Genomic DNA, 14,096 nt, shown 5'->3' on the forward strand with positions numbered 1-14,096 from the left:
ATTTGCATAGGGGCCTCGCTGGGGCTGAGAACGTCGCTGGTAAGCGAAAAGTTCGCCGCACCTCGCCTACGTCGGACAATGAAGATAAAACCGCGTTCTATTGATTGAATGAGGTCGTCGCGATGCGCCGGGTCATTGCGGCAAAAGTCACGAAGGCGCTGCAGCAGAGGCGTTTCTTGCATTCGCTTCTATTGAACAATGTCGGCGGCGACCTATCTCAGGACCATGATCAATCAACGGGGGCGTTGAGGATTATACGATGCTCCGTTCCATGACCAAGAGTTCGACCGCCGCCGTCGATGGCGACCATCAGCCTCCCGTCCGTGCCGACCGAGAATCTCTCCATCGCGCCAGATCTGTTCCCCGGGAAACAGATGCTATGGCAAACCCTTTTGACATTCCTTCTAACCACCGCCTGCTCGCAGCAGAATCTGCATTGAAGTTTCTGTACGGCGAGACCGGCCTGATGGGAGTTACCGCCGAAATACGCGATGAGGCGGTGAACCGGTACCTGGTCAGTCAGGGTAAGGCGAGGGTAAGTCGGGACACTATCCGGAGAGCAGTGCGACGCCTGCGAAAGCACGATGCTGCTGACAAATAAGTTCACTTGCTATCCGCTGCACGCTCGTCAGTTCAGATGCTGGATGATTGCGAAGAGAAAAAATGAGAGAACATCACCTCAATAAACACCAACCATAGCGCGATAAAATTATGAGAAACACTTATGACCGACGATGATTCCCTTCGAGCCGCTCGCAAGAGATGGCAGTCAAGGCTGGCCGAAGAACGGCATGCATGCCTGATGACCGAGGAAGCCGGGTATGCCGAGGCGGTGTCCAAGTATCTTTATCACCTGTCGTCTGAGCAGGGCGCGCCCGAGATGGTATCGCTGTTGGAGCGCGCCTCGCCGGACGCTTTTTGGAAGGTGTTCATGATTCATTGGCCCAACTGCGATGATACATGGGCACTCAAAGATCGACTGCTGAGTCAGTTACGGAAAGCCGCAGGCGCAGCGAGCGCAATTCGGTATTACGGTGATGAGCAGCGCGCATTCTTCGAAAGCCTTCCGCAGGTTTTGACCGTCTACCGTGGCTGCAGCCGACAACGAGCAGCCGGGATCTCATGGACAACAGAGACTAAGATTGCAATGCAGTTCGCGCGAGGCCACCGACAAATAACCGTTCCCGAGCCTGTAATTGTAACGGCGGAAGTAGATAAGAACGATATCTTCGCGGTGTTTACGGATCGCAGCGAGAATGAAATTGTCTGTACGCCGTCGCGAATCCTAAAAATCGAAAATCTCACCAATGCCGAACGGTCTTTGCGTGACGCAGCGGAGTGATTTGCGTTCGCGGCGAAATCGAGTGAGCCGAAAAGGGCGGCCCGATCAGTTCTGCCAAGCAGATCATGATCGCGCGCATGGAAACCTGATGGGGCATCATGAAAGAACCGGCGCGGAATCCAATGGAAACAGAATGATCTGCGAATCTTGTGGTCATCTCAATTTTGTTGAGATCTCGCTTTCATCCGGTTTGCAGCCGTTGGTCTGTTGCACCGAGTGTTGCCATCCAAATTGTCTTGCCAAAAGCATCTGATACTTCGGCGCATTTTCCGGATTCAGCCGAAAAGGTAATGTCGTATGAACGATATTGGCATGGAAGAGATCGTTAGTTTGGCGGCGCTGCAGCTAAGAATCGACTCGCCCGGCTCAGATCGTCACCCCTTGGACATGGAGGTCTTCAAGAACGGCCTTGCCCGTTTCAATGCCGGAGACTGCATGATGCTAATGGTCGCAGCAAAGCTTCTTGCAGGAAAGCCATACTGCGTCACGAGCGATAACCCCGAGACTATTAGCCGATGCAGATCGCTCGCGGAGCATATGGGAGCATCGGTTCAAGAAATCCGCGCGGATGGCATCATCACTAGGATAATTTTGGGTCCGCCATGCCGACAGTAGAAGCGCTTCGTGTGAACGGCTGCGCTGGATCGCCCATCAGGATCGTAACATTATGGCTACGAAAAAGCATGCACACAGCGGGTAACTGGTTGACCGGCTTCGCTATGGTAGCGGGATTGGATGCTGCATGAAGTTCAAATATTCCGGGGACCCGAAAGAATTACGGATGGCCGTGGCGATGATCATTCCGCGTGGAACATGGATCGTCGGTCGTCAAATCAGCGAATACCATACCTTGGAAGGCCCCACAATTCGGTATTGGCCCAATGGGACTGTCTTTGTGCAGGGTAAGGATGGGCCTACTGGCGCGTTGTTCGACAAGCTTTTCAGGGCGCTCAAGAATCTCGGGATGATCTCGGGATGACCGGGTGCCATTATCGTCGGTTTTACCATCTCCTCTACTAAGCGCACTTAATGAACATTTCCTCGAAACACTGATCACACATGACCATGAATCCTGACCGATATTTCTCACTATCAATCGATAAGATCTCACTGACCTGCAATGACACCGACCCAGCCCATGTCAAGAAGACATGCCGTCATCTGGCAGATGCAGCGAAAGGCCCCTTCAATGGATTACGTATCAAATCCAGCCGTCGACACCAATTGCAATGTGCAATGCCAATTCCAGGCTCAGATAGTTCATTTCTGATACAGGCTGGACCGCGTCTGCCGGGAATATTCCAAATGATTAAAGGCTGATGCATGAACCGGTTCAATAAGGAAATAACTGTCAACTCTCCTCGAACCACTCAGTTGCCAAGTCTAATGCGGCCCCAAATGGACGCGCCGTACGTTGCCGATGAATTGCCAAACGTACACACAGCCCGTACCTATTGCGTCTTCAATCCGTTCCTAGCCGCAAAGCCTAGTAAAGTTGCTCAGTCCGGCCAAGGCCGCTGTAATGGCCAGCCATGAACACCAAGAGGCGTGAGGTCATATGGAGCGGTCGGATCATGGGCGCGAAGATGCGCGCCAAGACGGCCCGCCAAGAGGCTAGGAAAGCCGTGCGTGCCGCGGATGGCGCCGAGGCGGAAGGCATGGTCGGTCCGCAGATCGACAGGATCATTGCCCCTCGGCCTGAACCGGCGGCTTCTGCGCGCCCTGCACAGTCTGGCTCAGCGATGCCAGGACGTTTCGCAGCTCGTTGGAGACGGGTGCGATCCCCCTAACTTCTTCGAAACTTTCGGAGACGCGCTCATTCGCCGATTTCGTGAACGGTTCGAAGCCTTCAGAGATGCGTGTTCCACCGCCAAGAACGATCGCCGCGGCGATTGGCACCAGCAGAAGGATTGCGGCGGCCCGGATGCCCATTTCGCGATTGTTCTGGTCCTGCTGAAGGATGGGCGGCGGTTGCACGAGGTGGTCGTTGGTCATTGTCTTTACCTCACGGCGCACAGTGCGTGCATCATGCCGATCGTCGCGAACAAACGGTAGATCGGGCGCCTACCATTAAGAGGTACTCAAGCAGAGGCGCTTTCTTGTCCAGCTAAGCCTCAACCAGCTCGCCGCCGATGCCCCAATCAATCCCCAAAGTATGTGAACTCGTTCACAACCACTTGCGCTCTTCCGGCACAGAATACGGGTCGCGGAGGGAACAAGCCATGACCCAACAACCCGCGAAGCGCATACCCCAGTGGCTCAGGATCGACCTGCTGGTGATCGTCGTGTCGCTAGCGATGATCGGTATCTATCTATATGGCCTAGCCATCGATTGAGCCGCCCTATCAGTGCTGCCGCTTGCTGGCCTGCCCTGCGTCCGTTCGGTGGACGCGGCGCGCGTGCGATGGTCTCCGGCGCGAAGGGCTTGCGATGTCCGGATTTGGGTGGATTTGGTGGCGATGTTCGCTTGCGGCGGACCTTGGTCGAGCCAGCCGGGACCTGATCCGGGCCAGCCGGTTGCCGCACAGTTTTTGGCAGCCGAAGGTCGGAGAATCCGGAGACTAAGTGTCCTTCTGTGACGAACATTACAACTGCTGCGGCTGGCACAATCCGGATCAACTTCAACTTGCAATTCTTTCCCCGTGCCGCTTAAATCCCAGTGGGTCGCGGGAGAGAGAAAAATGCTCGTCCTAAAGGGTAAAAATCCAGACCAACGTACAAGCTCAAAGGAATTGAATGAGCTAGCGGGTCACGCTGTCCAATGCAGCGAATTCAAATATGCGCGCGGCCGAAATCTTTGGAGAAAAGGGGCCGGTCGAGTACCTTTACCAAGTCAAGACCGGGGCCGTTCGAGGCTATAAATTGTTGACTGACGGCCGACGGCAAATCATGGCCTTTCATCTGCCGGGCGACATCTTTGGCGTTGAGAATAGTGCAGTGCACCGATATTCCGCTGAAGCAATTGTTGAAACGACGTGGGCTCAAGAAGGAAAGAATGAGCACCATGTCAGTTGAATACAGACCGGTACCTGCAATCCCGTTTCACCGTGTAACCGCCTCTTGGCGGCTTCGATCCAGGATTTGAGCCCGTAACGTTCCCAGTCCTTTATCCTGACCAGCACAACCCATGCCGCCTGCACGAACAGAACGCGCAGGTAGCGATTGCCGCGCCTCGAGATTTTGCCGAGGATCGTGCGGTCTCCCGTCGAGATCTGCTTGGGCACCAGTCCGAGCCAGGCGCCGAAGTCGCGGCCTTTGGAGAATACGTCTCCAGTGCCGATCGCGGCCACCATGGCGCTCGAAATGATCGGCCCGATGCCGGGCACCGTCATCAGGCGCGAACATGCCTGATCCTGACGGGCCAGGGCTTCGATCTCGCCGGATAGGCCATCGATGCGCTGATCCAGCCGGCGCCAGTCGCCTGCCAACTCCTCGATGATACGCAACATGCGGGGCGACAGGGCATCGGTGCGCGTCGCAAGGATGGTGGGCAGTTCCGTGCGCAGGAAGCCGATCCCCTGGCGCACGGCGATCCCGCGTTCCAGCATGAAGGCGCGAATCTGGTTGATGATGCCGGTGCGTTGCGACACCAGCCGCTCGCGCACCCGATGCAGCGCCTGCAGATCCAGTTGCTCCGCGGTCTTGGTCGCCACGAACTTCATCGTCGGGCGCTGCACGGCTTCGGCAATCGCTTCGGCATCATTGAAGTCGTTCTTCTGTCCCTTGCTATAGGGGCGGACATATTTGGCCGGCATCAACCTGGCATCGTGACCAAGCGATGCGAGTTTGCGGCTCAGGTGATGGGCGCCGACGCAGGCTTCCATGCCGACCAGGCAAGGCGGCATATTGGCGAGCCGCGTTTCCACCTGGCCACGCGACCACTTTTGCCGCAGTACGATGGCGCCGCGCGCATCGTGGCCCACGGCGTGAAACGAGTTCTTGCCGATATCGATGCCGATTACGGCGATCGCGGTATTGAGTGTCTGAGACATGGCGTGCTCCTTGTCTTTGGCGCCCCTGGCCAGCTTCGCTTGCTGGCGGGGCAGGAGCACGGCCGGACCATCCCATTAGCTGCCCTTCCTGACCGCGCCGGCGGATAGTAGGGTCGGCTGGAAAGCCGACATTCGCACTGTACTTCTGCGCATGCTAACCTATCCTATTCGCGTCGGAATTTGCCTGCGTTCGAAACCTCCTAACTGCGGCCGCAGGGGGATGAGAGTTCGCTCAGATGGTTTCGCCTGTTCGGAAGGCGCGCATGACGCAGAAGGTAGAGCCACCGCCCGCCAAGTCAAAATTGGCCCTGTTGAGACGGCTGATCGTGGGCGCTTCCCTGGCGCTGGCGGCATCACATCCTGCCGCTGCGCTCGATTCAGTATCCATGCAGCTCAAATGGAAGCACCAGTTTCAGTTCGCTGGCTACTATCAGGCGCTTGAGCAAGGCTTCTACCGCAACGCGGGTCTCGATGTCACCATCCGCGAAGGCGGTCCCGGTATCGACGTCTCTGAAGCAGTTGCCGGTGGCAAGGCGGATTACGGGGTCTGCACCTCAAGCGTTCTGCGTGACTGGGCGGCGGGCCGCCGGCTGGTCGTGCTGGCCGCCATCTTCCAGCGTTCCCCGGCCGTCATCCTGGTCGCGCGCCGGGCTGATATCAGCAACGTGTCGGAACTGCGCGGCCGTACGCTGATGGACACGCCGGGAAGCGATGAGATCGCCGCAATGTTGAAGCGCGAAGGGGTCGACTATCAAGCCCTGCCGCGCGTCGATCACGAGGGAAACCCGCGCGATCTCCTGGCCGGCCGGGCCGATGCCATGATCGCTTACAGCACCAGCGAACCTTTCGTCCTTGAACAGCTCGGCGCGGCCTACCGCACCTTCGCGCCCGCCGCATCCGGCATCGATTTTTACGGCGACAACCTGTGCACCTCCGAAGCGGAGGTGAAAGCCCACCCGGACCGGGTCGCGGCGTTCAAGGCCGCCACCGTGAAAGGCTGGGCCTACGCCCTCGCGCATAAGGAGGCGACGGTCGATCTGATCCTGAGAACCTATTCGGCAAAAAAGAGCCGCGAGGCCCTGCTGTTTGAGGCGGAGCAGACGGAGATATTCGTCGGGCGCGACCCCGACCGGATCGGCGAGCAGGATCCCGCACGCTGGCGAAGCATCGCCGCGACCTACCGACAACTCGGGCTGCTGACTGACGATACGGTGCCCGCGGCCCTGATCTACGACGCAAATGACGGCAGCCTGCGGCGCTGGTTGATTGTGCTGCTGCTTGTGACGGCCGGATTGGCGACTGCAGCCCTGGTTGCCTACCGAAGTCGCCGCACTCTGCGCGGCACAATAGCCCGATTGGGCGCGCTTCCGCGGTTTGTCACGATGAGGCGGCCGAGGCTGAGCCTGATCATGTCGTTGCTGTTCATCGGCCTCAGCATTCCCGTTCTCATTTTCATCCTGATCTACAATTATAACAAGAACTCGGCCGGCATGGTGGCGATCCTGAACGACGCGGTCGCGCAGACCAGCCAGGCCGGCATCGAGCGCACCGAGAATTTGATCGAGAGCACGGAAAGCCCGCTGCGCTTTCTCGCCGAAGTAGCAGGCGCCGATTCCGGCTATTTCCGTACCGAGCAAAGCAATGACCTGCTGTACCGCGCGCTGACCTCGGCCGCGCATATCGACGCCATCTACGTCAGCTTCGAGGATGGCTATCATCGGGTCGTGACGCGAATTGACGAGGATCGTCGGCGCGCGGATCCCAAGATCCCGGCGGCCGCGAACTGGCACGCCAGCTACATCGATGCGATCACCTTTGCGTTCTCACGGGTCCGCCACCGCAAATTCTTCGACATATGGCCCCATCAAGTCGGCGAGTATAATGTTGCCACCGACCTCAACATTCGCCTCTTGCCCGGTTATCAGGCCGCCAAAACGACGCGGACGCTCGCCGTGACCGAGCCCTCCATCAACCCTGACACCGGTTTTCCCATCCTCTATGTGCGTGTTCCAATATTCCATGGTGTCGACTTCCTCGGCTGCGCATCGGCCAACATTACCGTGGACGTCCTGTCGCGCTTTTTCGACAATCACCGAGCCAGCGTACACAGCACCACCCTCATCGCCGACCGCAACAACAGCAAGATCATCGCCTTCCCTGACAAGCAGAAGGGCGTTCGCATCGAAAATGGCGTGCTTAAGATCGCAACCCTGGCTGATATCGACGATCCCGACGTGCGCGAGGCTCACCGCCAGCACGCTCGTACCGGTGCTGACAGATTCACCTTCCAGTCACCGACGAACGGAGAGGATTTGATCGCGGCCTTCGCCAATTTCCCGGGTGGCTTCGGTCAACCCTGGCAGGTGATCACGTTGACGCCGATCGACGATTTCGTGGGCACGTTAAAGAAGACCAATCGATTGATGATGGTCGTCATCATTGGTCTCACCATGGTCGAGTTGTTCTTCATCTTTTTCGCCTCTCGCCGGCTGTCGCGTCCGGTCGAAAACGTGTCCCGGCAGTTGCAGGACATCGAAAGCCTCAATTTTGATACACCCGCGCGTCCACCATCGAATATCCAGGAGATCGCGAAGCTGGAATCGGCGGCTTCGCTGCTGCGAACGTCGCTGAAATCATTCTCTTCCTTTGTCCCACTGGACGTGGTCCGCCAACTCATCAAGTCGGGCATTCCGCTGACCCTGGGCGTCGAGCCGCGATTCCTCACCGTGTTCTTTTCCGATCTGGAAAACTTTTCCAGCCACTCCGAGACCCTCGCCCCGGACGACCTTCTGGTCCAGATCTCGACCTATCTCGAGGAAGTCTCGTCTGCGATCTCGGAAGAGGGCGGCACCGTTGATAAGTTTATCGGCGATGGCGTCATGGCTTTCTGGAATGCCCCGGTTGAACGCCCTGACCACGTTCTACGCGCCTGCGCCGCGGCGGTGCGGGCGGTACGCCGCATGGAGCGCGTCAACGATGCCTGGGAGGCGGAAGGACGGCCGCGAATCAACGTCAGGATCGGGCTCAATTGCGCCAACGTCCTTGTCGGCAATGTCGGGTCTTCGAACCGGCTGAGCTACACCGCCTTGGGGGACGGCGTGAACGTTGCCGCCCGCCTTGAAGGCATCAACAAGCAGTTTGGTACCACCATCTGCATCAGCGACAGCATTTACGACCAGGCAAAGGCCGACATACTCGCGCGGCCGATCAAGCCGGTTCAGGTAAAGGGCCGCAAGACCGAGTTCATGATCTATGAATTACTCGCTCTTCGTACCAGCGACGATTCTGACCTAAGAGTTCGCGATCGGGATGAGGAGCTGAGCACGATGACCTGGCAGGCCTTGCAAAAGTTCGAGATCGGCAATTTTCCTGCGGCAGAGCGTGCCTACCGTGACATCCTGAAAGACTTTCCCGAAGATTCCCTGGCGAAGTTCATGATGGCGGAATGCGCGGGAAAACGACGATCAGATCTTGCCGTCGTTGCCCCCAACCGTGACGACAGCTGAGCCATAAAACTGCAGCTGCTTGTGTTTCGACCGGTCCACCATCATGCGGAGAACGAAACGATCGCGGCAATCAGCGAGCCAGCTTTAGCAGAGGCCGCTAACTGCCGTGGAGAAGGTAAGGCCGCCGCAGTTGGCGGCTTCTTTTATCACGTCGGCTGTTGGCACGAAACGGACCTGCCGGGCCGACCTGACGATGTCCGTTGACGGGGGCAGAGCGGAAGTCGGCGGTACGCAGTCAAACCGACGCGATTGACCCAACTGAGACATCGAGCCTGATCGCGTGTGAGGCCCGGTTGGGTGCCATTTCTTCCTCGCTGGCGGGTCGCAACGTGTTAGGCTTTAGGTATTGGACGAGGCACGTTCTCGGGCAAATGCAGCGGCGCGAGTTCATCACGCTTGTCGGCGGCGCGGCGGTTATGGGGCCGCGCGCGGCGCGGGCGCAGCAGGCGGCGAAGCTGCCGACCATGTTTTTACAACCTGGACCCGAAGGCTACGCGGCGACCCCAATGTCCAGGGAATTGAGCTTCGACCTGTATCTGGAGAATAATACTCGCACAGCGGGGTTGATAACCGGGGCAAAGTCAAAAAGGAGGACTTGATGGCTGCTGATCGATCGACCGTTCACGGGTCCGATCTGGACATCGTGGCGGGGAACGGCCTCCTTCATCGCCGTATGTTTTTGACAGCGGGTACTGCGGCGGCGGCCGCCGTTGCCAGTTCCGCTCTGCCTAATCTATCTGCCGCCGACGCGTTACCGATTGAGCCCTGGATGAAGGTGCCAGGATCCGGATTCGTCGGCTACGGCCAGCCATCGAAATACGAAGAAAAGGTCGCCAGAACTTGGAACACCGCGCCAGGCACGACTGGCACAGGTGCCGCCCGCACACCGCTCCATTTGCTTGACGGCATGATCACGCCGAATGGCGTGCATTTTGAACGTTCTCATAGCGGCATTCCCGACATTAACCCGAATACCCACCGGCTTTTGATCCACGGACTGGTCAAGCGTCCGCTGACCTTCACGCTGGAAAGCCTAGAACGCTATCCGCGGGAGTCGCGCGTCTCATTTCTCGAATGTGGTGGTAACGGCCAATTGCTGTACCAGAAGGAGGCCGCGGCAGTTGGAGTCCAGGCGATTCACGGCCTTGTCTCCTGCGCCGAGTGGACGGGCGTAAGGCTCTCGGTCCTGTTGCAGGAAGCAGGGGTCGATCCGAAGGCCAAATGGATTTTAGCCGAAGGTGCAGATGCTGCCAGCATGAGCCGCAGCATACCGTTGGCGAAAGCGATGGATGACGCATTGATTGCTCTCTACCAGAACGGTGAGCGCGTGAGGCCATCCAACGGCTATCCGATGCGACTCCTGCTGCCGGGATACGAAGGCAACATGAATGTGAAATGGCTCCGGCGCATCAAGCTGACCGAAGCGCCGACGATGACCAAGGATGAGACATCGAAGTACACGATCACCTTGCCCGACGGGAAATCCCTTCAGTTTGTGCTCCTTCAAGAAGGGAAGTCTGTGATCACACGGCCTTCACCAGGGCTGACTATGAAAGAGCCCGGCCTCTATGAAATCTCGGGCCTTGCCTGGTCGGGCTATGGCAAGGTCACCAAGGTTGAGGTCTCGGCCGACGGCGGCAAAAGCTGGGCAAAGGCGGCGTTGCAGTCGCCGGTGTTGCCGAAGGCGTTGACGCGCTTCCGCATTCCGTGGCGGTGGAACGGCGGACCGGCGGTCCTGCAAAGCCGTGCGACCGACGAGACCGGTTACGTCCAGCCGACGCGAGAGAAGATGATCGCCGCGCGCGGCAACCGAACCATCTATCACTCCAACGCCATCACGACCTGGGCCGTTTCCGACAAAGGCGAGGTGAAGCATGTCTATGCGTAACGCTCTCCTCATCGCCGCCTCAGGTCTTGCCATGGCTTCGGCCGTTGCATTCGCGGCTGAAAGCCCAAACTTCGGACTGGTGGCAACACCGGAGGAAATTGCCTCTTGGGACATCAGCATTGGTCCAGACGGCGTCGGCTTGCCGCCTGGCAGCGGGACCCCAAAGCAAGGTGAATCCGTGTACGCGGCAAAATGCACCGCCTGCCATGGCGAGAAAGGAGCCGGGAAGCCCAACGATCAGCTCGTGGGCGGACAAGGAACGCTTCCCGGCGACAAGCCTCCGGTCAAAACCGTGGGAAGCTTCTGGCCCTATGCCACGACAGTCTTCGACTATGTGCGGCGAGCGATGCCACATAACGAATCGAAGTCGCTGACCAATGACGAAGTTTATGCGGTCGTCGCTTATATCTTGAACCTCAACGGCATCATTGCAGACAACGACACAATGGATGCGCAGACACTGCGAAAGGTGAAAATGCCGAACCGGGATGGATTTGTGACGTTTTCGCGCGGAAAATAGAAGCTGCCTGAATGTCTGAGTCTGGCACGTTTGAGACATGCCGACGGACGCTGAGAATGTCCGGTGTCAGGGTTAGACCGGAAGTGAGGTTGCGAGGCCATCAGGGCCGATTTTGACCCAACTCGGACATCGGCTAACCAACAAGCCATCTGCGCCCTTCCTTCAAAGAGTGGTAGTCTTCGCCATTGCGATGTCTTCTCCCAAGCCTGGGGCTGGACATGAGGCGGCGCGAATTTCTCGGCGTATTCGGTAGTACCGCAATCACTTGGCCGCTCGCCGCGCGCGCGCAGCAAGCCGAACGGATGAGGCACATCGGTTTGTTGATGGTGCATAGGGAGACCGACCCTGAGTTCAAGAATTACCTGGACGCATTCCGACAGGGACTTGAGAAGCTCGGGTGGATCGAAGGCCGCAACATCCGAATCGACACTCGCTGGGGTGCGCTTGACGACGCGCAGGTGAGAGAACGATCAGCGAAGGAACTGCTCGCACTGCGGCCTGACCTCATTCTTACACAAAACACGCCCCCTACTGCGTCGATGCTGCAACAAACGCATACAGTCCCGATTATTTTCGTGATCGTTGCCGATCCCGTCGGTAGCGGTTTCGTTGCAAGCCTGCCGCGGCCGGGTGGCAACGTGACGGGTTTCACCGTTATGGAGGCGACGACTGCCGGCAAGTGGCTAGAGCTACTCAAGGAGATTGAGCCACGCCTTAACCGGGCCGCCTTCTTGTTCAATCCGGCGACAGCGCCATTTGCAGAATACTACCTCAACCCATTCAAAACTGCCGCAGCATCCCTCGGAATGGAGGCAATACCTGCGCCTGTTCACGACGGATCAGAGCTCGAATCCGTCATTGCCGCTCAGGTGCGTGGGCCCACTACCGGCCTGATAGTGATGCCGGATGGATTTCTGAACGAGCATCGCGCCGAGTTGGTCTTGCTGGCCGCTCGCTACCGCATACCGGCCATCTATCCATGGCGTTTCTTCCCTGAACTCGGTGGTCTGCTGTCCTACGGAAGTGAGCAGCGCGATCTGTTTCGGCTTGCCGCGACATATGCCGATCGCATCCTGAAGGGAGAGAAGCCGGCCGACCTGCCGGTGCAGGCACCGACCAAGTACGAATTGGTGATCAACCTGAAGACCGCCAAGGCGCTGGGTCTTACCGTTTCGCCCGCGTTACTTGCCCGGGCCGACGAGGTAATCGAATGAGGTCTCGCCACTTCCGTTGTTGGCACGTTTGAGACATCCCGCGATGTCCGTCCTTCGGTCGCTATTAGGGGGAAAGCGGACGTAGCGCGGACATCCCATTTCGGTAGCGATTGACCCACATGTATGGTCCGGCCGCGCGTTGCAAGAAGATTTCGTCGAATTGGCGGCGGCGGTCTTGCATCAATGTATCCGGCCTCTGATTGGAGCCCATGTGGTGCTCCGGGCCATCATGGATATCAGCGCGCGTGCGTTCTAATTAGCGGACAGGCCTCGATTGGGCCATTTGGGTCACCAGTGTTCGCACGCGCTCGGAAGACCGAACCTCCATCTCGTCTCATCCTCTCGCAGACCTCGGCTGGAAACTGTTGATAGGGTTACGTCATCGCTTGCTCCTCATGTCGCGCAGTTCCTTTGTTCGAGCCAAGGGCCGTTCCTTCGTCCCGGCCCGCAGAACGTCGATCGCGTCGCGCGCAGGGGCGGTCAAGGCCGGCCGTCGCGCCTGGCTTGCGGCGGGCGCCGGCGTCGCCAGGCTGCGCCTTGACCGCGCCGAGCACGGCGCGAGGATCAAGCGGGTCGGACGCCTGCATCGTCGGTCCTCGTCAGCTCGAAGGCGCGTCCTTTGGCCAGCACCGCCCAGGCGATCCGGGCAAGCTTGTTGGCGAGCGCGATCGCCAGCACGTTGTGGTGTAACCGCCTCTTGGCGGCTTCGATCCAGGATTTGAGCCCGTAACGTTCCCAGTCCTTTATCCTGACCAGCACAACCCATGCCGCCTGCACGAACAGAACGCGCAGGTAGCGATTGCCGCGCCTGGAGATTTTGCCGAGGATCGTGCGGTCTCCCGTCGAGATCTGCTTGGGCACCAGTCCGAGCCAGGCGCCGAAGTCGCGGCCTTTGGAGAATACGTCTCCAGTGCCGATCGCGGCCACCATGGCGCTCGAAATGATCGGCCCGATGCCGGGCACCGTCATCAGGCGCGAACATGCCTGATCCTGACGGGCCAGGGCTTCGATCTCGCCGGATAGGCCATCGATGCGCTGATCCAGCCGGCGCCAGTCGCCTGCCAACTCCTCGATGATACGCAACATGCGGGGCGACAGGGCATCGGTGCGCGTCGCAAGGATGGTGGGCAGTTCCGTGCGCAGGAAGCCGATCCCCTGGCGCACGGCGATCCCGCGTTCCAGCATGAAGGCGCGAATCTGGTTGATGATGCCGGTGCGTTGCGACACCAGCCGCTCGCGCACCCGATGCAGCGCCTGCAGATCCAGTTGCTCCGCGGTCTTGGTCGCCACGAACTTCATCGTCGGGCGCTGCACGGCTTCGGCAATCGCTTCGGCATCATTGAAGTCGTTCTTCTGTCCCTTGCTATAGGGGCGGACATATTTGGCCGGCATCAACCTGGCATCGTGACCAAGCGATGCGAGTTTGCGGCTCAGGTGATGGGCGCCGACGCAGGCTTCCATGCCGACCAGGCAGGGCGGTATATTGGCGAGCCGCGCTTCCACTTGGCCACGCGACCACTTTTGCCGCAGCACGATGGCGCCGCGCGCATCGTGGCCCACGGCGTGGAATGAGTTCTTGCCGATATCGATGCCGATCACGGCGATCGCGGTATTGGGTATCTGAGACATGGCGT

At 58.8% G+C, this 14,096-nt stretch carries 10 protein-coding genes and 2 pseudogenes; 9 read left to right on the plus strand and 3 right to left on the minus strand.

Annotated features, from left to right (window positions below; translation table 11 throughout):
- Positions 1-724: 724 nt before the first annotated feature.
- The 3 genes from V1289_RS35810 (at position 725) to V1289_RS35820 (ending at position 2,321) form a co-directional block, all read left to right on the plus strand.
- Positions 725-1,342: a hypothetical protein gene (locus tag V1289_RS35810; RefSeq protein ID WP_334403297.1), complete on the plus strand. Its 618-nt coding sequence runs from the start codon at positions 725-727 to the stop codon at positions 1,340-1,342.
- A 312-nt stretch (positions 1,343-1,654) separates the two neighbouring features.
- On the plus strand, positions 1,655-1,957 hold the full coding sequence (locus tag V1289_RS35815) for a hypothetical protein (protein ID WP_334403299.1): 303 nt from the start codon (positions 1,655-1,657) through the stop codon (positions 1,955-1,957).
- Positions 1,958-2,084: 127 nt separating this feature from the next.
- A complete protein-coding gene (locus tag V1289_RS35820; RefSeq protein WP_334403301.1) occupies positions 2,085-2,321 on the plus strand; it encodes a hypothetical protein in 237 nt (78 codons plus the stop codon).
- Between the two features lie 704 nt (positions 2,322-3,025).
- Here the strand turns inward: V1289_RS35820 and V1289_RS35825 are convergent.
- A complete protein-coding gene (locus V1289_RS35825) occupies positions 3,026-3,337 on the minus strand; it encodes a hypothetical protein (protein ID WP_334403303.1) in 312 nt (103 codons plus the stop codon).
- A 686-nt stretch (positions 3,338-4,023) separates the two neighbouring features.
- On the opposite strand from V1289_RS35825, the pseudogene V1289_RS35830 reads away from it, so the two are divergent.
- Positions 4,024-4,318: pseudogene (locus V1289_RS35830) on the plus strand (cyclic nucleotide-binding domain-containing protein); the annotation flags it as partial.
- A gap of 71 nt (positions 4,319-4,389) precedes the next feature.
- On the opposite strand, the pseudogene V1289_RS35835 reads toward V1289_RS35830, so the two are convergent.
- Positions 4,390-5,334, minus strand: a pseudogene (locus V1289_RS35835) (IS110 family transposase); the annotation flags it as partial.
- 263 nt (positions 5,335-5,597) lie between these two features.
- On the opposite strand from V1289_RS35835, the gene V1289_RS35840 reads away from it, so the two are divergent.
- The 5 genes from V1289_RS35840 to V1289_RS35860 all read left to right on the plus strand — a co-directional run bounded on the left by V1289_RS35840 (position 5,598) and on the right by V1289_RS35860 (position 12,462).
- Entirely contained in the window at positions 5,598-8,840 is a 3,243-nt protein-coding gene (locus V1289_RS35840; RefSeq protein ID WP_334403305.1) for an ABC transporter substrate-binding protein, read from the plus strand.
- A gap of 293 nt (positions 8,841-9,133) precedes the next feature.
- A complete protein-coding gene (locus tag V1289_RS35845; RefSeq protein WP_334403307.1) occupies positions 9,134-9,439 on the plus strand; it encodes a hypothetical protein in 306 nt (101 codons plus the stop codon).
- On the plus strand, positions 9,439-10,728 hold the full coding sequence (soxC, locus tag V1289_RS35850; protein ID WP_334403308.1) for a sulfite dehydrogenase: 1,290 nt from the start codon (positions 9,439-9,441) through the stop codon (positions 10,726-10,728). Before V1289_RS35845 ends, soxC begins: the two co-directional genes overlap by 1 nt.
- Positions 10,715-11,248 carry a c-type cytochrome gene (locus V1289_RS35855; protein ID WP_334403310.1) on the plus strand — a complete coding sequence of 178 codons (534 nt, stop codon included), beginning with the start codon at positions 10,715-10,717 and terminating at the stop codon, positions 11,246-11,248. Before soxC ends, V1289_RS35855 begins: the two co-directional genes overlap by 14 nt.
- 218 nt (positions 11,249-11,466) lie before the next feature.
- Positions 11,467-12,462, plus strand: a complete 996-nt coding sequence (locus V1289_RS35860; RefSeq protein WP_334403312.1) for an ABC transporter substrate-binding protein — start codon at positions 11,467-11,469, stop codon at positions 12,460-12,462.
- 564 nt (positions 12,463-13,026) lie between these two features.
- On the opposite strand, the gene V1289_RS35865 is transcribed toward V1289_RS35860, so the two are convergent.
- Positions 13,027-14,091, minus strand: coding sequence for an IS110 family transposase (locus V1289_RS35865; protein ID WP_334398280.1), 1,065 nt, complete (start codon positions 14,089-14,091; stop codon positions 13,027-13,029).
- Positions 14,092-14,096 lie beyond the last annotated feature (5 nt).

It is taken from the genome of Bradyrhizobium sp. AZCC 2289 (assembly GCF_036924615.1).
Taxonomy (GTDB): Bacteria; Pseudomonadota; Alphaproteobacteria; order Rhizobiales; family Xanthobacteraceae; genus Bradyrhizobium.

Excerpts from the sequence above, each read along its gene's own strand:
- V1289_RS35810 (WP_334403297.1), top strand. The coding sequence starts at position 725 with ATGACCGACGATGATTCCCTTCGAGCCGCTCGCAAGAGATGGCAGTCA.
- V1289_RS35815 (WP_334403299.1), top strand. The coding sequence starts at position 1,655 with ATGGAAGAGATCGTTAGTTTGGCGGCGCTGCAGCTAAGAATCGACTCG.
- V1289_RS35820 (WP_334403301.1), top strand. The coding sequence starts at position 2,085 with ATGAAGTTCAAATATTCCGGGGACCCGAAAGAATTACGGATGGCCGTG.
- V1289_RS35825 (WP_334403303.1), bottom strand. The coding sequence starts at position 3,337 with ATGACCAACGACCACCTCGTGCAACCGCCGCCCATCCTTCAGCAGGAC.
- V1289_RS35840 (WP_334403305.1), top strand. The coding sequence starts at position 5,598 with ATGACGCAGAAGGTAGAGCCACCGCCCGCCAAGTCAAAATTGGCCCTG.
- soxC (WP_334403308.1), top strand. The coding sequence starts at position 9,439 with ATGGCTGCTGATCGATCGACCGTTCACGGGTCCGATCTGGACATCGTG.
- V1289_RS35855 (WP_334403310.1), top strand. The coding sequence starts at position 10,715 with ATGTCTATGCGTAACGCTCTCCTCATCGCCGCCTCAGGTCTTGCCATG.
- V1289_RS35860 (WP_334403312.1), top strand. The coding sequence starts at position 11,467 with ATGAGGCGGCGCGAATTTCTCGGCGTATTCGGTAGTACCGCAATCACT.
- V1289_RS35865 (WP_334398280.1), bottom strand. The coding sequence starts at position 14,091 with ATGTCTCAGATACCCAATACCGCGATCGCCGTGATCGGCATCGATATC.